Source organism: Vibrio sp. K4, from assembly GCF_051122595.1.
In the GTDB taxonomy this organism is placed as follows: domain Bacteria; phylum Pseudomonadota; class Gammaproteobacteria; order Enterobacterales; family Vibrionaceae; genus Vibrio; species Vibrio owensii.
Window position 1 is genome coordinate 3,080,092 of record NZ_CP178577.1, and the last position, 25,553, is coordinate 3,105,644.

24 protein-coding genes and 2 pseudogenes are annotated in these 25,553 nt (G+C 39.9%); 4 read left to right on the top strand and 22 right to left on the bottom strand.

Annotated features, from left to right (window positions below; all coding sequences use genetic code 11):
* Positions 1-67: 67 nt before the first annotated feature.
* Positions 68-310 carry a cell division protein ZapB gene (gene zapB / locus ACLIIY_RS13855; RefSeq protein ID WP_005435037.1) on the bottom strand — a complete coding sequence of 81 codons (243 nt, stop codon included), beginning with the start codon at positions 308-310 and terminating at the stop codon, positions 68-70.
* A 346-nt stretch (positions 311-656) separates the two neighbouring features.
* Between zapB and glpX the strand changes: the two genes are divergently transcribed.
* From glpX to ACLIIY_RS13870, 3 genes are all read left to right on the top strand, one after another.
* Positions 657-1,664 carry a class II fructose-bisphosphatase gene (gene glpX, locus ACLIIY_RS13860; protein ID WP_434527748.1) on the top strand — a complete coding sequence of 336 codons (1,008 nt, stop codon included), beginning with the start codon at positions 657-659 and terminating at the stop codon, positions 1,662-1,664.
* 146 nt (positions 1,665-1,810) lie between these two features.
* Entirely contained in the window at positions 1,811-2,425 is a 615-nt protein-coding gene (locus ACLIIY_RS13865; protein WP_434527749.1) for a helix-turn-helix transcriptional regulator, read from the top strand.
* A gap of 120 nt (positions 2,426-2,545) precedes the next feature.
* The gene (locus ACLIIY_RS13870) at positions 2,546-2,908 is read left to right on the top strand and encodes a DUF3135 domain-containing protein (protein WP_434527750.1); all 363 of its coding nucleotides are present in this window, start codon (positions 2,546-2,548) and stop codon (positions 2,906-2,908) included.
* 58 nt (positions 2,909-2,966) lie between these two features.
* On the opposite strand, the gene ACLIIY_RS13875 is transcribed toward ACLIIY_RS13870, so the two are convergent.
* Both ACLIIY_RS13875 and ACLIIY_RS13880 read right to left on the bottom strand, forming a co-directional pair.
* The gene (locus ACLIIY_RS13875; RefSeq protein WP_408737962.1) at positions 2,967-3,389 is read right to left on the bottom strand and encodes a DUF805 domain-containing protein; all 423 of its coding nucleotides are present in this window, start codon (positions 3,387-3,389) and stop codon (positions 2,967-2,969) included.
* A 63-nt stretch (positions 3,390-3,452) separates the two neighbouring features.
* Positions 3,453-3,800, bottom strand: coding sequence for a 5-carboxymethyl-2-hydroxymuconate Delta-isomerase (locus tag ACLIIY_RS13880; protein WP_408737963.1), 348 nt, complete (start codon positions 3,798-3,800; stop codon positions 3,453-3,455).
* 271 nt (positions 3,801-4,071) lie between these two features.
* On the opposite strand from ACLIIY_RS13880, the gene tpiA reads away from it, so the two are divergent.
* Positions 4,072-4,842 carry a triose-phosphate isomerase gene (gene tpiA, locus ACLIIY_RS13885; protein WP_005428123.1) on the top strand — a complete coding sequence of 257 codons (771 nt, stop codon included), beginning with the start codon at positions 4,072-4,074 and terminating at the stop codon, positions 4,840-4,842.
* A gap of 329 nt (positions 4,843-5,171) precedes the next feature.
* On the opposite strand, the gene galU is transcribed toward tpiA, so the two are convergent.
* The 19 genes and pseudogenes from galU to wecA form a co-directional block, all read right to left on the bottom strand.
* Positions 5,172-6,050: a UTP--glucose-1-phosphate uridylyltransferase GalU gene (gene galU, locus ACLIIY_RS13890; RefSeq protein ID WP_434527751.1), complete on the bottom strand. Its 879-nt coding sequence runs from the start codon at positions 6,048-6,050 to the stop codon at positions 5,172-5,174.
* Positions 6,051-6,103: 53 nt separating this feature from the next.
* Positions 6,104-7,108 (bottom strand): NAD-dependent epimerase, encoded by a 1,005-nt coding sequence (locus tag ACLIIY_RS13895; RefSeq protein WP_434527752.1) that lies wholly within the window; start codon positions 7,106-7,108, stop codon positions 6,104-6,106.
* Between the two features lie 65 nt (positions 7,109-7,173).
* Complete coding sequence (locus tag ACLIIY_RS13900) at positions 7,174-8,340, bottom strand: nucleotide sugar dehydrogenase (protein WP_434527753.1); 1,167 nt, start codon at positions 8,338-8,340, stop codon at positions 7,174-7,176.
* A gap of 100 nt (positions 8,341-8,440) precedes the next feature.
* Entirely contained in the window at positions 8,441-10,543 is a 2,103-nt protein-coding gene (locus ACLIIY_RS13905; RefSeq protein WP_434528554.1) for a YjbH domain-containing protein, read from the bottom strand.
* A gap of 295 nt (positions 10,544-10,838) precedes the next feature.
* Positions 10,839-11,235: pseudogene (locus ACLIIY_RS13910) on the bottom strand (NAD-dependent epimerase/dehydratase family protein); the annotation flags it as partial.
* Between the two features lie 10 nt (positions 11,236-11,245).
* Positions 11,246-12,307: pseudogene (locus ACLIIY_RS13915) on the bottom strand (UDP-glucose 6-dehydrogenase).
* An 88-nt stretch (positions 12,308-12,395) separates the two neighbouring features.
* Positions 12,396-13,511 (bottom strand): glycosyltransferase family 4 protein, encoded by a 1,116-nt coding sequence (locus ACLIIY_RS13920; protein WP_434527754.1) that lies wholly within the window; start codon positions 13,509-13,511, stop codon positions 12,396-12,398.
* A 168-nt stretch (positions 13,512-13,679) separates the two neighbouring features.
* Positions 13,680-14,783 carry a glycosyltransferase gene (locus ACLIIY_RS13925; RefSeq protein ID WP_434527755.1) on the bottom strand — a complete coding sequence of 368 codons (1,104 nt, stop codon included), beginning with the start codon at positions 14,781-14,783 and terminating at the stop codon, positions 13,680-13,682.
* Between the two features lie 13 nt (positions 14,784-14,796).
* Positions 14,797-15,666 carry an ATP-grasp fold amidoligase family protein gene (locus ACLIIY_RS13930; protein ID WP_434527756.1) on the bottom strand — a complete coding sequence of 290 codons (870 nt, stop codon included), beginning with the start codon at positions 15,664-15,666 and terminating at the stop codon, positions 14,797-14,799.
* 1 nt (position 15,667) lies between these two features.
* Positions 15,668-16,906 carry a hypothetical protein gene (locus tag ACLIIY_RS13935; protein WP_434527757.1) on the bottom strand — a complete coding sequence of 413 codons (1,239 nt, stop codon included), beginning with the start codon at positions 16,904-16,906 and terminating at the stop codon, positions 15,668-15,670.
* A gap of 11 nt (positions 16,907-16,917) precedes the next feature.
* Positions 16,918-17,883 (bottom strand): glycosyltransferase, encoded by a 966-nt coding sequence (locus ACLIIY_RS13940; protein ID WP_434527758.1) that lies wholly within the window; start codon positions 17,881-17,883, stop codon positions 16,918-16,920.
* 5 nt (positions 17,884-17,888) lie between these two features.
* Complete coding sequence (locus ACLIIY_RS13945) at positions 17,889-19,139, bottom strand: O-antigen translocase (RefSeq protein ID WP_434527759.1); 1,251 nt, start codon at positions 19,137-19,139, stop codon at positions 17,889-17,891.
* Complete coding sequence (locus ACLIIY_RS13950; RefSeq protein WP_434527760.1) at positions 19,136-20,236, bottom strand: DegT/DnrJ/EryC1/StrS family aminotransferase; 1,101 nt, start codon at positions 20,234-20,236, stop codon at positions 19,136-19,138. Before ACLIIY_RS13950 ends, ACLIIY_RS13945 begins: the two co-directional genes overlap by 4 nt.
* On the bottom strand, positions 20,233-20,649 hold the full coding sequence (locus tag ACLIIY_RS13955; RefSeq protein WP_434527761.1) for a MaoC family dehydratase: 417 nt from the start codon (positions 20,647-20,649) through the stop codon (positions 20,233-20,235). The genes ACLIIY_RS13950 and ACLIIY_RS13955 overlap by 4 nt, the downstream gene beginning before the upstream one ends.
* Entirely contained in the window at positions 20,642-21,394 is a 753-nt protein-coding gene (locus ACLIIY_RS13960) for an N-acetyltransferase (RefSeq protein ID WP_434527762.1), read from the bottom strand. The genes ACLIIY_RS13955 and ACLIIY_RS13960 overlap by 8 nt, the downstream gene beginning before the upstream one ends.
* The gene (locus ACLIIY_RS13965; RefSeq protein ID WP_434527763.1) at positions 21,391-21,789 is read right to left on the bottom strand and encodes a sugar 3,4-ketoisomerase; all 399 of its coding nucleotides are present in this window, start codon (positions 21,787-21,789) and stop codon (positions 21,391-21,393) included. Before ACLIIY_RS13965 ends, ACLIIY_RS13960 begins: the two co-directional genes overlap by 4 nt.
* Positions 21,790-22,656 (bottom strand): glucose-1-phosphate thymidylyltransferase RfbA, encoded by an 867-nt coding sequence (rfbA, locus tag ACLIIY_RS13970; RefSeq protein WP_434527764.1) that lies wholly within the window; start codon positions 22,654-22,656, stop codon positions 21,790-21,792. It lies immediately after the preceding gene.
* Positions 22,656-23,744 carry a dTDP-glucose 4,6-dehydratase gene (rfbB, locus tag ACLIIY_RS13975; RefSeq protein ID WP_434527765.1) on the bottom strand — a complete coding sequence of 363 codons (1,089 nt, stop codon included), beginning with the start codon at positions 23,742-23,744 and terminating at the stop codon, positions 22,656-22,658. The genes rfbA and rfbB overlap by 1 nt, the downstream gene beginning before the upstream one ends.
* Before the next feature lie 192 nt (positions 23,745-23,936).
* Positions 23,937-25,016 (bottom strand): UDP-N-acetylglucosamine--undecaprenyl-phosphate N-acetylglucosaminephosphotransferase, encoded by a 1,080-nt coding sequence (gene wecA, locus ACLIIY_RS13980; RefSeq protein WP_434527766.1) that lies wholly within the window; start codon positions 25,014-25,016, stop codon positions 23,937-23,939.
* Positions 25,017-25,553: the final 537 nt, after the last annotated feature.

Genomic DNA, 25,553 nt, shown 5'->3' on the forward strand with positions numbered 1-25,553 from the left:
AAAAACATCGCCAAATACGCAAACACCCGCCGAAGCGGGTGTTTTTGATTCTGGATACTTAAGTGGATTATTCCACTTCGTCCATCTTGCCAAGTAGTGCACGGATGCGCTCTTGCCACTGAGCATGCTCTTGTTGAGCTTGCTGAGATTTTTGCTCAAGCTCTTCACGTTGAGAACGCATTTCGTTAGCTTCAGCTTCTAATTTCACTTTGTCTTCTTTCAGCTCTTCAACTTCCATCTGAAGAAGAGTGATTGTGTCAACTGCAGTTTGAATTTTCGCTTCTAGTTGTTCTAGTACTTCAAAAGACATCTTGGCCTACCTATTGTTATTCCGTGGGACGATGCGCGAGCGTTCGCTTGCACCTTACCTATGAGGTTCATTCTACTCAGCGTAGCGATGAGAAACACTTACTATATTCGATATTTTGCATCATTCGGTTAAAAAATCAGCGCAATCTCACTAAACGCTGACTTTTCTTATCCTCGAAGCATTTTTGAGCAATGTATTTTCCCATCGCTACCCCATAAACTCACCCAAGTATTGATCAAATTCAACTTAGTTAAAGTAAAAGCTCAGCAAAAAGGCAAACGTTTAACTGACGATGTGATAAAATCGCCGCGCAAATTATTCTTCCCTCTTGTTACTTGGAGACATCATGAAACGCGATTTAGCAATGGCATTTTCCCGTGTTACTGAAGGTGCCGCTTTGGCTGGTTACAAATGGCTTGGCCGTGGCGACAAAAACGCAGCGGACGGCGCTGCAGTTGAAGTGATGCGCACCCTGCTGAACAAAACAGACATCAGTGGTGAAATCGTTATTGGTGAAGGTGAAATCGATGATGCGCCAATGCTGTACATCGGTGAGCAAGTGGGTATTGGTGGCGATGAAGTCGATATCGCGGTAGACCCAATCGAAGGCACACGCATGACCGCAATGGGTCAATCTAACGCCCTAGCAGTATTGGCAGCGGGTGAAAAAGGCAGCTTCCTTAAAGCGCCAGACATGTACATGGAAAAACTGGTTGTTGGCCCAGGTGCAAAAGGCGTTATCGATCTAGGTAAGCCACTAAAAGAAAACCTAGAAAACGTAGCAAAAGCGCTGAACAAGCCTCTTGATACGCTAGTCGTCATTACGCTTGCGAAGCCTCGTCACGATAAAGTGATCGCAGAGATGCAAGCCATGGGCGTTCGCGTATTCGCAGTGCCAGACGGTGACGTAGCTGCTTCCATCCTAACTTGTATGCCAGATAGCGAAGTAGACATGATGTACTGCATAGGCGGCGCACCAGAAGGCGTAGTATCTGCAGCAGTGATTCGTGCGCTAGACGGTGACATGCATGGTCGTCTTCTTCCTCGTCACGAAGTAAAAGGCGATACGGAAGAAAACCGCATCCATGGCTCAGCTGAGCTACAACGCTGTGAAGAGATGGGTGTAAAAGCGAATGTTGTATTGAAGATGGAAGACATGGCGCGCAGCGACAACGTAGTCTTCTCTGCAACGGGGATTACTAAAGGTGACCTGCTAGAAGGCATCTCTCGCCAAGGCAATATCGCGACAACAGAAACCCTATTGATTCGCGGTCGTTGTCGTACTATCCGCCGCATCAAGTCTACGCACTACCTAGAGCGTAAAGATCCAGAAGTGCGCGATATTATTCTTTAACCTCGACGTAGATTGATTCCCAAGGGTTGGCTAAGTGCCAACCCTTTTTGTTTGGGATTCAACAAATCCACACACAAACTAAGTCAACACTTTTCTTTACTAACCCTATCGCGCATAATATGTACTGACGTATAAATGGTGGGTATATGAAGACCGTAGATAGGATTTTGCAAATCGTTAAGCGTGATGGCTCTGTCACCGCGAAACAACTCTCTTCTGAACTGGGTATGACAACCATGGGTGCGCGCCAGCATCTGCAAGGTTTGGAAGATGACGGCGTCCTGTCGATTCATGATGTAAAAGTCAAAGTTGGTCGCCCAACTCGCCATTGGTCTCTGACACAAAAAGGTCATGAGCAATTTGCCGATCGCCACGGTGAACTGACCATTCAATTTATTGAGGCCGTAGAGCATATCTTCGGTAAAGATGGATTAGAGAAAGTCACGTCCGAGCGCGAGAAACTCACCTTACAAAACTACCAACAGCATCTTGAGCAGTGTGACTCTCTAGAGAGCAAACTAAAGACACTGGTTACTCTGCGTGAGCAAGAAGGCTACATGGCAGAATTAGAGAAATATGAGCATGGGTTTATTCTCATCGAAAACCACTGCCCTATTTGCAAAGCCGCAACTCGCTGCCCAAGCTTGTGCCAATCTGAGCTCAACGTCTTCCAGTCACTTCTCGGCAGTGACACAAAAATAGAGCGAGCTGAGCATATCATCAGTGGTCAACGCCGCTGCGTGTACCGCATTCAAGCCTAATATCTCGACTCTCTTTCACTTCACTATGAACATACGCTCTTATTAATGAGACGATGTTGTAATTCTTTCTATCTCCGTTTCTGAATGGATTAAGCTTTTATTAGTTAGGAGCAACATCCAATGGATTTGGAGATAGCCATGCCAAGCCCCCACAAACCACAAGCTTTGCCCTCATTCGATGAAATGGTAAAAATGGCGGAACGCGACCCCGAAGCCTTTGAACAGTTTCGTCATGATATGGCAAAAGAGATGATCGAAGGTGCCTCAGAGCAAATGCAGCCAAGGTTATGGGCGCAACAAAGCCACATAGATAGGGTCATCCACAACTGCAAAAACCCAAACCACACCAATGTCGTACTGATGAATGAGCTACAGAAACAGGTGGTGAAATTTAGAGAAGCATTACAAGGGGAGTCTGCACCAACTCAAAAAGCCGATGTGGTTGAGCTGAGAGCGTTTAAAGATAGAGATGATTTTTACTAAGGGATAGGAATAAGGCTCTAGAATCCTAGAACCTTATTTAAAACTCAGAGGGCTCTACTTACTTCGGCTCAGGGCCGTAGTTGTTTTGACCTGCCGTACCTTTCAAGAAACCACACTCCACCAAAATCCACAGGCCACATATCAGAGAAATAGAAGCAATCATCATTTGCGGTGTCGATGGGTCTTGTGCTGCTGGGTTCGTCATTGGCGTTGCAACTCGGCCAATGATCAACGGGATGTTTAACGCCAACCAGTAAATCGACTTATTACGGTCATGCCAGCGCTTAGTGGTGATCGCCAAGTCTGGGATAAGAAGAATTAGCAGGAAGATAGGCAGAAGAATATAAGAAAACGAAGGGAACAACTTACTGATGCCCGCACCGAAGCCCAAGATCATGATGTAGTAGATGATATTCCACATCCAGTAAGTTTTACGGCCTATACGACCTTGGAAAGAAAACAGTAATTCTTTAATCGACATCGAAACACTCAACATATTGAAAGTGCGACAACTCCTTGGCCGCACTTAGTAAATCTAGTGTGTCTAATTTACCACCTTCTGGAAGCAATCAATATCCATATCTCGAACATTCACCGTCAAACTGCGAACATGGCTCGCTTGTTCTTGCAGTACTACCATTAGGGCTCTTGATAATTCCCGCTTCTGTTTTGGGCTTCTTCCCGTTAGTAAATCAAAGTTGATATGAATAAAATCCACACTATCGCCCTCTTCCCCGACCAACCAGTTGTGGCAACGAAGTGCACGAGACTTAACTGACGCCAGCTCAAACAAACCACTGTCTAAAGTCACTTTGTGTAAGTCTTCTAATAGGCCTTGAACATTCACGCGCTCATCAACCGAGTTGGAATATTCTAAAACTAAGTTTGGCATTTTGATTCCTTTCTTATTACGGCTAACTTTTAACCCGTAGTAATACCAATCTAAGCGGCAATTTCCGAGGAATGGACTATCATTCTGTCTACGCGATCACCAATCGATTGCTTTTGACAAAAATAACAGAACAAATGCAGCACCGACCAGATGAAGAAAGCCGAATAAGACATGACGCCAATCATGATCTGTTCACATTATTCTGTTATATTCCTACGTAGATTTTTTACATTAATAGACTATTTACATTAAAGATAAGGGAGATATTCCTATGCGTCGTCCTGTAGTGATGGGTAACTGGAAACTAAACGGTAGCAAAGCAATGGTAACTGAGCTACTAACAGGTATTAACGCTGAGCTTGAAGGCGTTGAAGGTGTAGACGTAGCAGTAGCTCCACCAGCTCTTTACATCGATCTAGCTGAGCGCGTAATCGCTGAAGGCGGTAACAAAGTTATCCTAGGTGCACAAAACACTGACCTAAACAACAGCGGTGCTTTCACTGGCGACATGTCTCCAGAAATGCTGAAAGACTTCGGTGCTTCTCACATCATCATCGGTCACTCAGAGCGTCGTGAATACCACAACGAATCTGACGAGTTCATCGCGAAGAAATTCAACTTCCTAAAAGAAAACGGTCTAACTCCTGTTTTCTGTATCGGTGAATCTGAAGCTCAAAACGAAGCTGGTGAAACTGAAGCAGTATGTGCACGTCAAATCAACGCAGTTATCGACACTTACGGTGTTGAAGCTCTAAACGGCGCTATCATCGCTTACGAACCAATCTGGGCTATCGGTACTGGTAAAGCAGCAACAGCTGAAGATGCACAACGCATCCACGCTTCTATCCGCGCACTAATCGCAGCGAAAGACGAAGCAGTTGCAGCACAAGTAATCATCCAATACGGCGGTTCTGTTAAACCAGAAAACGCAGAAGCTTACTTCTCACAACCAGACATCGACGGTGCTCTAGTTGGCGGCGCTTCTCTAGACGCTAAGAGCTTCGTAGCTATCGCTAAAGCAGCGGCAGCAGCTAAAGCTTAATTTCGCTTTTATTAAGCAGAAATAACAAAGGGATGCATCACGCATCCCTTTTTGTTTTTACGATCTAATGAGTTTTGTCATTCCGAGGAGCCTAAGCGACATCAGGAATCTGCCCATCACTCACGCCAAACTTAAAACCATCAAACAGCAGGCATACCCACAAGCATCCCGCTATTCCGAGGAGCCCAAACGACATCTGTAACCTGCTTTCCACTCACGCCAAACTTAAACTCGTCAAACGACAAACATACTCACAAGCATCCCGTCATTCCGAGGAGCCTAGGCGACATCAGGAATCTACTTGTAACGATAGCAAAACCCAACTGATCTTAAGCAGGCTCTGCCACTTTCACCGTTGGCTCTTTTGCCAACTCTGCACTAGAGGCCTTCTTGTATAGGTTCTCGTAGCAGTAGTTAGTCGCCTCGATGTAACCTTCTACGCTACCGCAATCAAAACGATGACCTTTAAATTTGTACGCTAGCACGCACCCGGACTGTGCTTGTTTCATTAACGCATCAGTAATTTGAATTTCGCCACCTTTGCCTGGTTCAGTGTTTTCGATCAGTTCAAAAATGTCTGGAGTCAAAATGTAGCGACCAATAATCGCAAGGTTACTTGGTGCCGTGCCCGGCTCTGGTTTTTCTACCATATAATCAATACGGAAGATGTCGTCTTTGATCATCTCACCAGCAATCACGCCGTATTTATGAGTTTCAGTTTCTGGAACTTCTTGAACGGCTACAATAGAACAACGGAACTGCTTGTACAGTTCAACCATCTGCGCCAAGACACCCTGCTCTTCATTCACACAGAGATCGTCTGCTAGAACAACAGCAAATGGCTCATCCCCAACCAACTCACGCCCCGTTAGAATAGCGTGGCCTAAGCCTTTCATCTCACGTTGACGGATGTATGTGTAACTCGCTGAATCAATCAAAGAGCGAATGTCATCTAACAGTGCTTCTTTGCTTGTGCCTGAAATTTGATGTTCTAGTTCGTAGTTTTTGTCGAAGTGATCCATCAGGGAGTGTTTGCCACGGCCTGTGACAATACACATCCCATCCATGCCTGCTTCAATGGCTTCTTCAACACCATATTCGATCAATGGCTTGTTCACCACTGGCATCATTTCTTTCGGCATGGACTTAGTTGCAGGTAGGAAGCGGGTACCATAACCTGCTGCAGGAAATAGACATTTTTTAATCATTTGAGCATTAACCTAGCTATCATAAAAAACGAGGCTTTCGCCTCGTTTGGTATTTATTTGTTGTAGAAATCTTTATACCAAGACACGAACTCAGCAACGCCCTCTTTGACCGTTACCTGTGGCTTGTAACCTGTTGCAGCAAAAAGATCTTCTGTTTCTGCGTAGGTTTGATAAACATCACCTGGTTGCATCTCACGGAAGTTTTTCTTCGCTTCGATGCCAAGCTCATCTTCAATCGCTTTAACAAAGTCCATAAGATTGATTGGAGAGCCGTGACCAATGTTGTAAACCGCGTAAGGCGCAGAACTGTTTGCCGGAGTCCCCCCCTCAACCGTCCAGTCATCATTGCGAACTGGAAGTACGTCGGCAATACGAACTACACCTTCAACAATGTCGTCGACGTGGGTGAAATCACGCCACATATCGCCATTATTGTTGATATCAATAGTGTCACCATCAAGAATCTTCTTCGTGAAAATAAATGGTGCCATATCAGGTCGGCCCCAAGAGCCATAGACAGTAAAGAAACGAAGACCTGTCGTTGGAATATCGTATAAGTGAGAGTAGCTATGAGCCATCAACTCGTTAGACTTTTTAGTCGCTGCATATAGCGATACTGGATGATCAACACTGTCAGAAGTCGCAAATGGCACCTTGGCGTTCAAACCATAAACGGAGCTCGAAGAGGCATAAACCAAATGGCCTACCTTATTTTGGCGACAACCCTCAAGGATGTTTAAGTGTCCAACTAAGTTTGAATCTGCATAAGCATGTGGGTTCTCTAATGAGTAGCGAACACCAGCTTGGGCAGCTAGGTGAATAACTCGATCGAATTTCTCCGCTGCGAACAGCTGCTCCATTGCTGCACGATCAGCAATGTCTACATTAACAAACTTAAACAGTGGGTTTTCAATGCGTTCTAATCGAGCATGTTTCAAGTTTACATCGTAGTAGTCATTTAGGTTGTCGATCCCGACGACCTCATGCCCTGCTGCATTAAGTTTTTCTGCCGTCGCGCTGCCAATGAAACCTGCAGCGCCAGTCACTAAATATTTCATATTCGAAAGTCCTAATGAAAGAAAAAGCCAGTCAATGACGACTGGCCCTCAGGATTAAAAACTTATCAATCACTACCAAAAAGATCTCGAGTGTATACTTTATCTGCAACATCAGCGAGTTCTTCTACCATACGGTTAGAGACTATCACATCCGCTTCTTTCTTAAATTCAGCGAGATCTTTGATTACACGTGAATGGAAAAACTCTTCTTCTTGAAGTACCGGTTCGTATACCACGACCTCAATACCTTTCGCTTTGATGCGCTTCATAATGCCTTGAATAGAAGATGCTCGGAAATTATCTGAGCCAGCTTTCATTATAAGACGGTACACACCAACGACTTTTGGCTGACGCTTTATAATAGAGTCTGCGATGAAGTCTTTACGAGTGCGGTTTGCATCCACAATGGCACCAATGATGTTGTTTGGTACTTCCTGATAGTTCGCAAGCAACTGCTTGGTATCTTTTGGAAGACAGTAACCGCCGTAACCAAAGGACGGGTTGTTGTAGTGGTTGCCAATACGCGGGTCTAGACCTACGCCCTCAATGATCTGACGAGCATCTAAACCGTGCGCTTCGGCATAAGAGTCTAACTCGTTAAAATACGCTACGCGCATTGCAAGATAAGTGTTCGAGAACAGCTTAACTGCTTCAGCTTCTGTCGAGTCAGTAAAGAGTACTTGAATCTCTTCTTTTACTGCACCCTCTACTAATAAGCCTGCAAACATTTCTGCACGTTCGCTACGCTCACCGACGATAATACGAGATGGGTGAAGGTTATCGTAAAGCGCTTTACCTTCACGCAGGAACTCTGGAGAGAACATAACATTCTCACAACCCAACTCTTCTTTAATACGTGCGGTATAACCCACTGGCACGGTAGACTTGATTACCATTACCGCTTCCGGGTTAATCGCCATCACATCTTTAATCACCGCCTCAACTGAAGAAGTATTAAAGTAGTTGGTTTGCGGGTCGTAATCCGTAGGTGTTGCAATCACCACATATTCCGCACCTTGGTATGCTTGTTCTTTATCTAACGTAGCAACAAAGTTTAATGTTTTCGTCGCAAGAAAATGTTCAATTTCAGCATCCACAATTGGTGATTGCTTATTGTTTAACATTGCCACTTTTTCTTCGATGATGTCTACTGCAACCACTTCATGGTTTTGAGCTAACAACATAGCATTGGATAGGCCTACGTAGCCTGTACCTGCAACAGCAATTTTCATTTTTATGTCCTAACTTTCAAACTGACGAGAGAATACCAAATTCTTCTCACTCAAGGTAGAAGGTACTCTTCGATCTTACTTTAATTTAAAATACGTTTTGCTAATCTAGCTGAGTAGTCAAATAACGAAGGTAAGCATTACGCATACGAATTTTGTTTTCTTCGAAGTAATCGCTACCATAACGGCCACGGTTAAAGTAACGACGTAACATGCTGTTATCCATCACCAGTTCATCACCTTGTCCTGTGCTTAGATAGTTTGCATCGTTACCAACTCGCGTAGTAACGTTAAAGTTATAAGCCTCGTTACCACGAACCTGAAGTAAACCAGGAGACATATCACGCCAAGGCGTCAGAGGTAGTTTTACCGCAACAGTAACGAACTGCTCTTCATCGGTATCATTAAACTTTGTCATTTGGTAACTGGCAGAGACTTCAACATCCTCAAACCAATGTGAGGTAGTGAACTTCGCGCCGAGATCCCCTTTCCAAAACTCCCCCGCGGTCGCATTAAACTGCCAATCCCACTCAGGCATACTGAAGGTATAACGAGTTAGGAAAGTTTGACGATCCGGGTTCACATAGCCGTTTTTATCTTTCTCATCCATGTGCTGGAAATAGCTCACCTCAAGACCAAGAGCATGAGCACCTGATGGAGAGAACCAAGCAGATTCACTACGAGCACCGACATAATCAGTTTTCACCAGACCTAACGACACTTGGTTAGCAACATCTACATACGGCAAGCGGAAGAATTGATGCACCATCGCGCGGTCAATTTCATTTTTATAGGCACTATCTTCAAAATAACCACCCTCTTCAAAATCATCGCTTTCCGCTAAAGGCAGGATATGGCGAATGTCCACAGCTGCACCAGACCACAAGAAGGTATATAGGTTGCTCGACATAGCAAAAGAATAATCGTAAACACCATACTCTGTCGCAAAGCCATGACGCACCATTGGCGATAGCACCAATTGTGAATCTAACGTTCCACTGTTTACTCGCTCTGTTTTCCACTCCACCAACTCAAGCTTGTCGGATAAATTTTTGGTACTGAATTGAATGTCATCACATACCGCAGAACTGTTCACAAAACTCTGGTAGCAAGTCGCATCCGTTTGCACACTCACCAGCGGTTTTTGGTTTGCCAATAACACCAATTCAACGCGGTCAGAACTTGAGTCCATTTCTTGCGCGGAGTTTATGCCAAAATGACTTGAAATGATCCCCATCGCCACTCCCAAACCATCCATCTGATTGTGATTGTAGCGGCGGTTCTCTAGTGCCACGACAACAGATTGATTTAAGGTGCCAACTTGAATATTTACAAAGCCTTCGTTACGCAACGCACGTACCAAGGCAGATATTGACGCATTATCCGCTTTGCTTTGCTCTAGAGAGAGCTTTTCCGTCAGTGATACATTGCTACGAGCATACTCACGAGAGCGGGTATAATCAGTAACTAGTGGAATCGATAAAGAAGCACTCCAAACATCTATCTCTTCCTTTTCGTGACCAGAATAGAATTGGTAACTAAGAGCCGCTTTTATATTAAAAGGTAATTGGTTATCTGGAGTAAAAAACTTCACTGCAGAGTTAAAATCTACAGCATCATATTCACCTACAAACTGGAAAAATTCGAAAGGTTGATATTCGATCCCAGCAAAAGTGCCATCCATAGTTCCAGCCAACCAGTCAGACTGACTATAACCTCCGGAGACTCGGATAGGGAAGTCTAAAAAGCTATAATCAGCAACGATATAGTTAGCATTTAACTTGTTACCCGCCCCCCCTAAATCTTGTACTCCGAGGGCAATATTGAAGCGCTCGTAATTCCAAAAGTTTGGGATTTGATATTTAAATGACATCGAAAGGTCACGTATACCTCCACATCCCGTCTCAAAACAATTTGAATTATAGTCATAAGTTACAACTCTACCGTGTGCCTCCAAGCCTTCAATTAAACCAAATGACACTTTAAGGGAGTCCAAGTTTTGAATTTGATCTCTCCAAGGGAGGCCGTGAGAATAAGTAAACGAGAAATCACCAAACTCCATTACCTGCGCATTTGGAGTGTAGCTAAGACCAGAAAAACTCTGATTAGAAGGCAAGCTCTTTACTGGCAGGGTTATCTGGGTTGCGAATGCAGAGAGAGACAATGAACATGCTATTCCCCCTACCGTTATAATTTTTTTTATCATTGTTAATGGCCACTGCTGAAGTTTAAAATAGGTCACACGGCACCTAAGCCCGCCCCATATCAAATATTATGTTCAATTAACCTCACGGTTGCATCAAGTTTCACTCTAAGTTATGTGTACTCCGACCAAAGCTAGCGCCAACCTTTATATAGAAATTTTCACACAAATAGCTTCTGAAGGGACATATTTGTCTACTTAGTAAACGGGGACAAGTAGAGTCCGACCAATTTAGGAAGAAAGAAGCTAAACTGCACTCGCGCATGCAGTTTATTAAAGTCTCCCCTAAGCGTGAAAATGACTGAGCATTTAATCCACAAGCCGAGTTCGAAGAGGCATAGACCAAGTGTTTCACTTTGTTATGACGCCCCCCTTCAAGAATGTTTAAGTGACCCACTAAGTTTGAATCTGCATAAGCATGTGGATTATGTATTGAGTAGCGAGCGCCAATTTGGGCCGCTAAGTGGATGACATGGTCAAATTGTTCGGTTTCGAACAAACTTGCAACTGCGTGTCTATCCGCAATATCAAGCTCTACCGGTGTAAAGTTTTCGTGCTTGATTCGCTCGAGACGAGCAAACTTAAGGTTAACGTGTTAGCCGTCGTTAAGATTGTCAATTCCAACTACTGACCATTAGCTGTTCTATCACTTCATTCCCAATAAAACCCGCTGAGCATGTTACCGAATACGTAATTCTTTTACCCTTAATCTGAACCGAATAGATCGGTTCGTGTACACTTTGTCTCTTACATCCGCTAAGTCTTGTGCCATGCGATTTGAAACAATAATGCTACAGCTTGACTTAAACTTATCTAAATCCGTTAATACTAATGAAGGGAAGAGCTCTTTTTGTTTCAGCTAAAGCTCAAACACCACAACTTCGATGTCTTGGATACTCGAAGTGCGGAGATTATCTGAACCCGATTTCGTCACTAAACGGTAAATTCCGATACGCGTTAGATTGCGTTTGATAATCGGGTCCACGATAAAATCTTTACGCGTGGGGTTCGAATCCACAATCGCACTAATAATGTTATTCTGCACATCTGAATAGCTGGCGCGCAATTGTTTGGTGTCTTTTGATAAGCAGTACCACCATAACCAAATAAAGGGTTGTTGTAATATGTGAACTAATGCACGAGTCAAGGCAGACGCACTCTATAATTTGGCGCGTATCTTAGCCGTGTTATTCTGCATAGGTGTATAGTTCATTGAAGTAAGCGGCGCGTAATGCCAAGTAGCTGTTTGAGAAAAGTTATATCGCTTCCTCTTTAGTTGAGTCAGTGTACAAAATTTCAACGTCATTCTCACTGCCCATTCTAAAGTAGATTAGCAAACACTTGAGCGCGCTCAGAAGGCGCGCTTACTACAATAGGCTTTACGACTCAGGGGGAAAATATGATGTTTTCGCAACCAAGGACCGCTTTTATACGTGTAGTGTAACCCACAGAAGTGGTGGACTTAATCACCGTGAGCGCATGAGGGTTATTCGATATTACGTCTTTAATTACCGACTCGACAGAAGATGTGTGAAGCTATTGTTCTCTAAATCGTAATCTGTCAGGGTTGAGATAATAACGAACTCAGTATCAGTAAACTCTTTATCGAGGGTTACGGCAAAGTTCAATGGTTTATTCGCCAGAGATTTTTCTATTTCCACATCGACGATTGGAGATGATTTTTCGTTACGTAATTGAACTTTTTCTTGGATAATATCAACCACTGCAACTTTATGACGCTCAACCAATAGCATCGCATTTTATAATGCCTACATAGTCGGTATCGGCATCATTTTAACCAACTTGTTGTTTAATACCGACGCCTTATACTCCGAGATATGATTATTACTAATAATTAATTCAATGCAGATTTCACTGCTTCGAGATATTTCTTGATGACAATATTTTCATCAAACTCATTTTCAACTTTAGCGCGACTCTTCAAACCCATTTGTAAACGCTGCTCATGAGATTTAGTAATCATCAAGTCAAGTTTTTCAACAAGACTTGCAGTACTACGAGGCTCACATAAATAGCCATTTATGCCTTCATCTACCGTCTCTCTACAACCTACATTGTCTGTAGTCACAATAGGCTTTCCCATCGCACATGCTTCTAGCAGGGATTTAGGAACACCCTCTCGATAGAAAGACGGTAATACCATACAATCAACCTGAGCAATTTCTTGTTCAACAGAATCAGATGTCCCTAAATAGTTGACTATCCCTTCATCCACCCAAGATTGCATATCTTGCTTGGATACAGCAGAAGGGTTATTCACATCAAGAAAACCCAATAGCCGAAACTCAACCATACAACCATACTTGGCTTTTAACTCACGGGCCGCTTCTATATAATGGCCTATGCCCTTGTCATAGAGCATTCGTGCGATTAACAAAAATCGTACAATTCCATCGTCTTGACTAGGAGACACCGCAAAGCGAGTTAAATCCACACCAGACCCTGGCAGTCGGTCTGTAATATCCAATGGAACAAGATTATGATTCACAAATAGTGATCTATCATCTTCATTTTGGAAAAAAATCAAATGGGCTTTGGGTTGACTAAATTTATAAAGAAATCGAACTAGTTTAGCGGTCAAGTTATCATTAATAAACACCATGCCTAAACCGGCAATATTGTTAACGGACTTAGAACCTAATAGATTTGATGCCAAGGTACTATATATGTTGTTCTTTGGAGTGAAATTTAACACTACCTCAGGCCTGATCTTCATATAAATATGAAAAAAACTCAATAAGGTTAGTATGTCTTTTACAGGATTTGAACCGCCTTGATCGATATTTATATTGTAATGCTCTGCTCCAAGCATAGCTATTTTCTTTGAATAGTCATCTTGCGGAGCAAGTGCAATAACTCTATATCCAGAATCAATCAAAGCTAATATAGTGTTCTTGCGAAAGTTATAAAGATACCAACTAGTATTAGATGTAATTACAATGGTAGCCATTTTTTACCCAATTGAACTTCTCATGATTATTAAAAATCAAATCAAACATAATCATATTAATAAAAAGAACCATTTATTTATGGTGATAATTGGCTTGCTAAATATAGCAAAACACAAGAAAATCACCATAATAAACAGCACGTATATATCATCAGATTAAAAGCAAATCTAATATAAAGAAAAATAAGAATTTGTAATTTTCCCCAAGTTAAGAGCATCTAAAACAAATTTAGAACTAACCTCATTAACCTCTAAGTTCGCTTCTAGCGTAAAGCTGATAGCCTCGGATATCGTCAAATAATCAGATGACTTAAATACAACCCCCAGCGGATAAACATCATATTTATCATAACTGACGTGAGGAGCTGTATATAAAACAGAGGAAACTTCTCTCGGACCAGTTTCACAGTCATATGTAATTGGAAAACACTTGTGAAAAATTGCCTCTATCATTACATTTGGAAATCCTTCGGATAAAGATCCGGAAATTAAATATGAAACGCGCTGATAGAAATAACTAGGGTTATTGCAATGCCCTAGAAAGTGAACTCTATTACTTACATTTAATCTTATAGAAAGATTCTTACATTCTTCTAATTTTGGTCCATCGCCAAGAAAAATTACATGTATGTTTTCAGGTAATAGTTTTAAAGCTTTTATTATTTCCTTTTGATTTTTAGTTTCATGAAATCTACCTACACATAAAATATATTTACAGTTCTCTATAAATGGAAACTGAATTCTATTACTATCATCATCTATTTTTTTTACCACAGGGTTATAGATCACCGAACAATGTCTAAACTTGAATATCTTTCGATAAGACACCATAAGATCATTACATTTGAATGTATGACCATAAGCCCTAGTTAATAACTTGCAGCATAGTAAATAATGGAAAAAATAACTAAAAGTTCCTTTTTTAAACTTACTTTCAAATGCTACACAATGTGTACAGTAAGTTTTATGTTTAGTAAAAAAAGAAACTACAACATTCAAATAATTAGCCCAAAATAAATGGCTATTTATATATTTGACATTCTCAGCTTTAACAAAAAAAAGTAATTTAAAAAAAGCTAAAATCAAATCCAACAAAAGAAATCTCTTTTTATTTAATAAAGCAGTATACTGAACTTCCGAGTTAAGATCATATTCATTTATATTCCAAATAGAGACCAATGTAAATTTCTCTGGTTGGCTATTCACAATCGAAGAAACTACCCTTTCAGCACCACCACCTGATAAGCTATTTATCAATATATGTTTTTTCATAATATCATCTAAACTACGATACCCACTTCTTCCCTAGCCAAGTGTCGTAAAACACAGGTGAAAATCGTTCAAATCCAGAGCCATGAGCAAATGTCATCTCACCAAAATAAATTTCTTCATTTACATTATATAAATCCACTCGGACATAAGAAAAATCTTTTCCAAGTTTTTTTGCAATATCCACCATTACATGGAAATTATTCGGTTTTGGCAGGTCAAGTCGAACGGTAGCTTTTGCCCAAGAAAATGGCAAAATGTTAAAATTTTCATCATAAATAGTGCGTGTATGATTATTATGCCTATCAAAATCTACTTGTAACACCACTTCTTGACTACCAGTTTTTAAGTCTGTAAAAACATGAAATTTGAAATCCAATATATCATTGTATGATTTATCAATAAGAACCTCTTCTGCCAGTATCATGGGCTTAATATTACTATACCAAGGCTCGTGCTTTATTTTCCCATAATCTTCAGACATTTGTGAATTCAAAGAGCTTACAATAAAATCTAACTTTTCTCCCGATGGAGTATCCTTCAATATAAACACTTGCCCCGAGTTATGGTTCGCTTTAAGGACAATCTGTTTATGTTCAGACAATAAAAACTCTATATCCTCCTTTGTTATATACTCGCATTTAAATAGAGTTTTTATTATGTACTCTTGTCCAATCTTTGAGGCTACATAATCTTTAACCAATAATTTATCAGAACATAAAGAGAATGCTTCTTCGGCCCAAAAATACTTCCGGCTATTTACTTTTTCGTTAAATGTTTTAGGGGACTTTATATTTACCAAATATCCAAGTTTAAATATTGATTTGACTTTCACAAATATAGGAAAGGGTAGTGAATTCAAGATTTTTTTTAAAATAATGTTCATATTACTTCCTAATCAATTTCGCTTTAAAATATCTATCCACTATTAACATCGCCAATAAGAACCAAAGTAGTCTGGCCGTATAACCTTTGAAAACAAATGGTTCTTTAATCTCAGAAAAAAACCAAGCGCCAACAAAAGTCAATAAAAGCCACCTGTATTTTATTATCCCTTGGGCATGTCTAATAAATATTAAACCAATGGATATATACAACATTATTGCAAGAGGATACCCCATTGTAGTAAACATCTTCAAATATCCGCTATCGCTTCTTGTATGAGTAAAAAATCCACCAGAGTCTGTTCCTACCCCAAAAAGTGCATCTATAAAAGAATTAGGATATGTAGTCATAGCTGACAATACATCTACTGTTCCTTCATTTTTTATTCCATCTAAGCCACGATAGAAAAACATTAGTGCATAATCAAGCATATAATTTGTCATGAACTGAGAAAGAAAAATAGGTAATACAGGTAAAATAAAGAACATAAGAGCTATAAATACGATGGATTTATAAGAACTCAAGTGTCTATCAAAGAAAGAAACGATACTTATCACAAATATTCCAGCACCAGCAACAACTAAACCAGTTCTGCCAATTAACAAGCAAGAAAAAAACGCAACCGAAAAAGAAAATATGAAAGTGTAAATTCTAATCTTATTAAGAAGAAATTGGTAGTATAACGCTACCAATGTAAAACCATATAACAACGACAAGTTTGCTGCGCCCCCCGATGCTAATCCACGAAATCGATTGCTTCTCTCCAAATAATCAATGTTGGAATTATTTGATTGTAAAATTGACTCTACAGCTGATCTAAAAGAAGGGAATTGAAACTCTAACAATATGACAATGCCATTGAAAACAACACTAATTATCAGAAAATTAATAATAGTGTTTATCTGTGACTCTAAATCATACTTATTCGAGTTTGCGCAGTAAAAAAAAGCCCCTAAGAAAATATAAAAGACAATGTTTATGAAATAACTAACCGAGGCACTTGCCAATTTTCCGTTAATAAAAACAGACATGAAGGCAATGTAAGATGAAATCAATAACAACACAAATGAGTAATTAACTATTGGTCTGGGTACTGAAATTTTACCTTGTTTAAAAATTAAAACTAAAGATAATACAAACAACCCTAACATTCCTCCATGAATGCTGACGCCACCAAAAATAAAATATGGTGACATGATAAAAAGGTAGAATGCAAAAATGTATATAATATTGATGAACATTATCATGCCGTTTATTTTTGACACTTAAAAAATAAAGCCTTTGAGTTGAGCATTTCAATATGTTTAATCGCAATAGATCTTTCAGATTCAATTGTGCGACTTAAAGAGTAATATCTACCAACATGTAATTTTTCTTGAGTTACACTTAGTATCTTTGAGTAAAAAATTAGCGCTTTGATAACATAATTGAATGGGTTAATTAACTTCGGAAGCTTACCGATTAAACCACTCTCTTTAGCCAAAAGATCACAATCTCTCTTAAATAGGTCATGCACTGGACTTTCTGAGGATGTCACACCAACAGAGGTACGATAATAGATCAAAGGATTGTAATTATAAACAACTTGACCTGCCAACTTTCTCTTAACAAACAGGTGCTTCCATAGAGGCCTATCTTCAACAAGCTTATATTTGGACATGCTTTTGGGAAGTCCTTCATCCTGCAAATATACTGTAGGATAATAAGTAGCGGGCCCACTCAAGGAACCATTATTTGATATAAATAATTTTAAAAAATAACTATTGTTTATTAACATAAACAATTTTGCTTTATCGAAGTACTTTGAATTTACAGAAAATGTCTTAACCTCTTTATCATCTAAAAAAAATGGGTATGAGAAGTTAAGGACTATCTTATCGCTTCGGTACACATCAAAAATATTTCTTGTTCCATATAGATCGTCACTAGCTAAAATTTTTCCCTCAGATGTTTCCAATAAAGATATAGCTTTTAGATAATTTCTTACCGTGCCTTCATTTTTATTATTTTTAACAACAGTAACTTTTCTAAACAAACCTTGGTTATTAGAAAGCCAACGATTGGCTAGCTCTACTGTATCATCCTTAGAATTATCATCACATAATACATAGTCAAATTTCATCCCAGCTCCATAAGACTCGATCTGAAATTTTATACTTTCTAAGTGCTGTATTATATAGTCGCTATGATTATAGCTTATCGAAGTAAATGTAAACATATCTTTTAAACACTGAAAATTTCATTTTTAACAAAAAAGAATACAAGGACAAGATATACGATATATGTTATTACGTACGAATACGTAGCTCCTACAACACCGTAAATATCCACTAGAACATATGTAGAAAATATAAAAACTGTTGTTGCAACAACTTCTGATATAACGTGTTTCTTTGTCATTGCCTTTGATATTATTACAAAAGAAAATATCCATGCTGTCATTTTAATCACATTCCCAATCATTTGAAATGCAAAAAGTTCAGACATAGGAAGAAACTCCCTTGAATATAATACAATTACTATAAAATCTCTTAAAAAGAAAACCACCAATGATAACAACGACACAAATGGAATAATCAGTTTTAAGCAACTAAATATTTCAAGCTTAATATCTACTTTATCTTTCAAAGAAGATATTTGTGGAAGTAAATACGTAGTCAACGCTGTAGTCACAACAGTCAAGTAAGTATTAGATAACAACCAAACACCTTGCCAGTAACCCGCATCTATCCAACCAGATTTAGATACAATGATATCCCTAATAGCCATTTGTGATAAAGGTGCACAAACCAATGTAGTAATCGACATGATTGAAAAAGAAAGTAATACTTTGCCAATTTTTCTATCAAATCTGCGTGAGATTGATAAATTAGAAAAGACTCTATTCTTCTTTATATAAACTATAACAATAACCAAAACGACAGATTGATTAGTTGCTAAAGCTATCAATGCACCATCGATAGCGAAAAAATAAATCAGCAATGTCGTAAATATCAGGCCATAAATACTTTGTGTAATATCCACCCCGATAAATAGCTTTATTTTCCTATATCCGTTTATTATTGACAAAATAAGCTGATTAGTAGAAAACAATGTGATTGTACAGCCCAAAAGTATAAATAAGTATTCCTTGTCATCGGAATTAAATATGTTTGATGCAATTTCCTGACGAAATAGCACAATAAAAATCCCGGTAATAATTGAGCAGAGTAAGGTTATTAACAAAGCAGTACTAACGACCTTCTCACATTTTGGGTTGTCATCATTAAACTGAGCAAGCAGCTTTGTTACACCACTATTAATCCCTCCCTTTGCAAAGGTCATTGACAACTGTATGAAATTTTGAAATTGAGCGATCGTAGCTAGCCCAGTAGGACCAATAAGTACTGATATAGCTTTATTGATAACCAAACCGGAGATAATTTTTATAGCCGAAGAAATAAAACTCAAAAAAGAAGTTTTAGCTAAATTCATACAAACTCATTTAATGCATTAACAACTTTTTCTACATCACTCGAGCTCATAGCAGAACTAATAGGAAGACTTAAAATTGTTGCGTGTATACGTTCTGATATCGGGTAACTACGTTTATTCATTTCCGAGTATGCTTCTTGTTGATGAGGTGCTGTGGGGTAGTGAATTAAAGTTTGGATTCCATTTGATAATAGGTATTCTTGCAATCTATCTCTATCTTGTGTCTCAACTACAAATAGATGGTATGCATGCTCGGACTCAGATTTGTATTTCTTTATAGTTATAAGATTATTGTTAATATTAGAATTATAATATGCTGCAATAGTTCTTCTTTTTTCAACCTCACTATCTAAATACTTTAGCTTAATGCGGAGCATTGCTGCTTGAATTTCATCTAACCTTGAATTAACACCCTTGTACAGATGCTTATATTTTTCATGAGAACCATAATTGCGCAATGCACTGATGACATTAAATAACTCAGTATCATTAGTTGTGATAGCCCCAGCATCACCCAATGCTCCTAAATTTTTCCCTGGATAAAAACTAAATCCTCCAGCATCCCCCCAATCTCCACACTTCTTACCATCGAGTATTGCACCATGAGACTGAGCACAGTCCTCTAGAACTAATAAGTTATGTTCTTTGGCTATTTGCATAATCTCGACCATTGGTGAGATCAATCCATATAGGTGTACAGGAAGAATCACTTTGGTCTTGTGTGTTATTGCACTTTTGATACCTTCAGGAGAGAGGTTAAAGGTATTGATATCGGGCTCAACTAGAACTGGAGTAAGGTTATTTTCCGTTATTGCTAGAATAGAAGCAATATAAGTATTGGCTTGTACAATGACCTCATCACCATCTCGCAGTTTCCCCATTTCTTTCCATGCACGCAATGTTAGAGTGAGTGCATCAAGTCCGTTTGCTACACCAATGCTGTATTTCGTACCACAGTAATGAGCAAACTCCTGTTCAAATGCAGAAAGTTCCTTGCCCATAATATACCAACCAGAATCAATTACACGGGCACATGCGTTGATTAGTTCGTCTTGATAAGTTTGGTTAATTGACTTAAGGTCAAGAAATGGAATCATTTTTCTTTCTCTGGAATATAAATTTCAGCTTCACCAGTAATAACTTTCTGGCGTCCGACTTTGCAATAAGTGTCAAAAAAGACTCTTCTTTTATCTTTTTCAATTCTTTTGATAACCACTTTAGCCGTAACAGTGTCATCAATATAAACAGGTTTTCTAAACTTCAATGACTGTGACACATAAACACAGCCTTCTCCGGGCAACTTCGTGCCAAATATTGCCGAAAAAAAACTAGAGCTAATCATTCCATGGGCAATTCGTTGTTTGAAACGAGAAGCTTGAGCATATTCCTCATCTAAATGTACTGGATTGCGGTCCCCTGAAAAACCAGCGAACTGTTTTATATCCGCTTCAGATATTGTTTGAGAATATGAGGCACTCATTCCAACTTGCAAATCATCAATATCATACATCTTTGACTTGCTCCTCATTCCACAGCGCGATAATGTCTTCCGGATAACCTCTATGAAAGTGCTTACGCCAAGGATAGGCTGGTTGCCTTGAGCCATCTTTCAATTTAATTTTCGAAGCTGGACCAATTTTCTTTGCTGGAGACCCAGAGTAGAGCATATCCTTCTGAGTTCGCCCACCAATACATGAATGTGCACCAACAAAAACTCCTTCTGAAATTCTTGCTCCTGGTAGTATCACTGACATGGTCGCAATAACAGCAAAATCCTCTACTGTAACACCTTGCATCACACTACTTGGTGGGTGAGGATCATTAGTTAAAACCACATATGGAAAGATCCAAACAAAGCTACCTACTTGGCTATACTGACCGATATGCACATTACTGTGCGTACGAACATAATCTCCAATTGTACAATGTCCTTGGATATCACTAAGTGTACCTAGCTGAAAGTTCTTGCCTACAACTGCTTTTTCTCGCACGGTCACGTTATGACCCGTAACAAGCTTTTCTCCAAATGTAGATCCCTCATAGAAGGTGCTTCGCGAGCGAATGTGAGAATCATTTCCAATGACAAGATTCTTACCTTCAGAAAGATGGTTAGATAAACCCAACTCACAATAGGTCTCGATAATAGTGTTATCACCGATGACTACATTGTCATGGATAGTAGTGAAAGCACCTACATGAACATTTTTTCCTAGAACCGCTTTATCTGAAACAATTGCTGTAGGATGTATACTCATTTTATTTCTCTCAAAAATTCATCATAGCTGCGAATATAATCACTCTCTTTATATAAGTCGCTTGCTAATACCATTAAGATACAATCATCCGAAAAATCATGCATCTCCCGCCATTTCAGCCCTTTAATATGTAAACCTACATCAGGAGAAGACAGCGTAACTTGCTCTCGGACTAGTCCATCATCGATTAGGAATGTGACGCTACCTTTCATACAAATAGCAACTTGTTCTAAATCGTAGTGAGCATGAAACCCCCGAGCGGCACCATTTTTTGTGCCAAAAATATAATAAACACGTTTAATATCAAACGGAATATTCTTGTTTTGTTCTAGAGTTATGAGCGAGCCACGTTCATCGCCGATTACGTTAAGGTTTATGAGTTGTAAATTCGACACTTATTCATCCAATAATTCAAGAAGATAGCGACCGTAATCATTCTTCGATAGTTCTTCACCCGCAACACGGATCTGCTCTCGGCTTAACCATCCTTGACGCCATGCAATCTCTTCTAAACACGCCACTTTCAAACCCTGTACATTTTCAATAGTTTCTACAAACGAGGATGCTTCATGCAAACTTGCATGTGTCCCCGTATCTAACCAAGCGAAACCTCGTCCTAACAACTCAACATTTAGTAATCCATCATTAAGATACATCTCATTAAGCGTGGTAATTTCTAACTCACCACGATTTGATGGTTTTACTTGTTTTGCCATTTCGACAGCTTGATTGTCATAGAAATACAGACCTGTTACCGCATAGTTTGACTTTGGCGAAAATGGTTTTTCTTCAATTGATATTGCTTTCATATTGTCATCAAACTCCACGACGCCGAAGCGCTCAGGGTCTTTTACTTGATAACCGAAAACCGTCGCCCCCAACTTCCTATTTGCTGCATTTTGTAAAATAGGTGTAAATCCTTGACCATAAAAAATGTTATCACCTAATACCAAGCAGACACTATCATCACCGATAAATTCTTCACCGATAATAAATGCTTGAGCTAAACCATCCGGACTCGGCTGAATTGCATATTCCAACTCAATACCAAAATCAGTGCCATCCCCTAACAAACGTTGAAAGCTGTCTTGATCCTCAGCTGTTGTAATAATGAGGATTTCACGAATCCCTGCTAGCATAAGCACGGAAAGTGGATAATAAATCATTGGCTTATCATAAACAGGTAGTAGCTGTTTAGACACTCCGCGAGTGATGGGGTAAAGGCGTGTCCCTGAGCCGCCCGCTAGTACAATCCCTTTCATTATTTCACCTCTTCTGTCATGACGCCTAAGCGCTCACGCTGATAACTGCCATCTTGCACGTTTTGGCACCACTCCGAATTTTCTAGATACCACAACACCGTTTTTTTAAGACCGGTTTCGAAAGTCTCTTCTGGTGTCCAACCGAGTTCTTTCTGCATTTTGCTTGAATCAATCGCATAACGGCGGTCATGACCTGGACGGTCTTGAACATAGATTATTTGATCAGCGTACTTTGTGTCTTTTGGCACTAAGGCATCCAAAATTTCACAAATCGTATTCACCACTTCGATGTTTTTCTTCTCGTTGTGACCGCCGATATTGTAAGTCTCACCAACCTTACCTTCAGTCACAACTTTATAAAGCGCACGAGCATGATCTTCGACAAACAACCAATCACGAATTTGATCGCCTTTGCCGTAAATAGGCAAATCTATACCTTCGAGGGCATTTAGAATAACAAGTGGAATGAGTTTTTCGGGGAAGTGATATGGACCGTAGTTGTTTGAGCAGTTGGTCACGATGGTTGGTAGGCCATAAGTTCTTAGCCATGCACGAACTAAATGGTCACTGGATGCTTTTGATGCGGAATATGGACTTGATGGTGCATACGCCGTTGTTTCCAAAAACATCGGAAGCTCAGCACCTTCAGGAACTTCATCTGGATGTGGAAGGTCACCATATACTTCATCGGTTGAGATATGATGAAAACGAAAGGTTTTTTTCTCACTTTCACCAAGCGTATTCCAGTATTCGCGTGCCGCCTCTAATAATGTGTAAGTACCGATGACATTGGTTTCAATAAATGCGGATGGGCCTGTAATTGAACGATCAACATGAGATTCAGCTGCTAGATGCATGACCGCATCTGGCTGATGGATTTTAAATACACGATCAAGTTCTGCGCGATCACAAATGTTTACTTGCTCGAAAGTATAACGAGGATTGGAATCTACTCGGATAAGAGACTCAAGATTACCTGCATAGGTTAAACAATCGACATTTACTACACTGTCAGTGGTGTTTTCAATAATATGACGGACAACTGCAGAGCCGATAAACCCTGCCCCACCAGTAACTAAAATCTTCACTTGATTAAGCCTTTTTTTTTTGCATATATTTACAGCAGCCCAAAAGCTGCTGAACTTTTAATACTTCATCTCAGATATTCACGTCGGCCTGAGACGCTTATTTTCCATTTTGAGACAGCCTAATCCACCTGTCTCATTGCAATTAATTGTTTTTGCCATTTTGCCCCAACCTACCTCAATAGGTTTCTAAGCTTATTTAGGCGCAGACTGCAATGCTAAAGTACGGAATAGCTTATTGAACCAAGACGAAATACGCCAAATATGGCTGATTGCCGAAAAATAACACACAAACAAAACCAGGAATGCTACAAACATAATCGATTCGCTAACACCAAAAAGATCAGCCCATAAACCGATAGCAGCACAAATCGAAGCCATCGAGCATATGAAGATCAGCGTAACAACAGGAGAAAGCCCCAAACGCTGACAAATATGATGTAAGTGTTCTCTGTCTGGTTGGAATGGTGATTGCCCTTTGCGAATACGGCGGATCATGATGGTGGCCATATCCATTAAAGGAACTGCGATCAACCAAAGTGCTGTCACTGGTTTGAAGGCTATGGTTTCTGGCTCTTGCGTTCCACGAATAAGCATCCACACCACAGAGAAGCCGATAAACATACTGCCGGCATCACCCATAAAGATTTTGAATCGGCGACCAAGCGGAAAGCCTAGATTAAGAAGGATGTATGGCGCCATCGCCGTTACAATGAGCAAACAAATGGTGGCTAGGTATTCGTTACCACTGTACGCGAATACAATTCCAAGCGCGGTAAAGGTTACTGAGGCAAGCCCACCGAGTAATCCGTCGATACCATCAACCATATTAAAGGCGTTAATCGCACCAATCACTGCAATAACGGTAATCACGGTACCGGCGAATTCACTAAGGGCGATAGTCTCACTCCCCATTAAATAGCCAAGATCATGCAAACTGTGGCCACCTATGTGGATCATCGCAAGAGAAATACCGGCTTGAATGGCTAGACGAATTTTGAAGCTGACGTCGTAATAATCGTCCAACGCTCCTAATACGATGAGTATCGCTGAGCACACAAGGTAAAGTGCCAAGTTATCGTTCATCGGGATAAAGAAGATAAACCCTACGAGTAAGGTAAGGTAAATTGAAATCCCCCCAACCAATGGCACTACGCCCTGATGGAGCTTGCGCGCATTAGGTTTATCCACTAAACCGACACGCTTTGCGACTTTACGTAAAATAAAGAGCAAAACAAAAGATAAGATAAAGACAAATAGATATGCACTATTCATGTTAGCCAACTGTGTTATTCACTAATTTGAAGTTAATCTATAATGCATCCGACCGCTTTCCCTACTGGGCTGTATTGCATCACAGGTTAGAGAGTACTTAACAAGCCGCGACATTTAAGCCTTCCCGCATAAGATGGTTTGTAAGCAGCTAAATTTTGGGTGTGACCAATCCACATCACATGTATGTGATGTCACATCAGCTATTGCTGAAATAAAGATAGAAGTATGGTGACCACGAAGTTTACCCATTTAATGACGATTTTTGTACGCTACCGCCCTTAGGTCTGGCTCCTAAAGGCAATCATTCCATCCAAAATGTCTATGGTTTTGTTCTAAAAACCAACGCGCTAAATTGTATAGCAAACCAGTTGCAACGAAAAGCCGCAATTTTACTCTAAATTGGCTTTTTTTTGACAATGACAATCAAATTTCCACAAAGCCTAGATAAATAACTATCAATCTTATAAATCAACCAACGTATTATATCTAAAGACAATCAATTACGTGAGATTGAGCCAAAACATCAAAGCGCACACA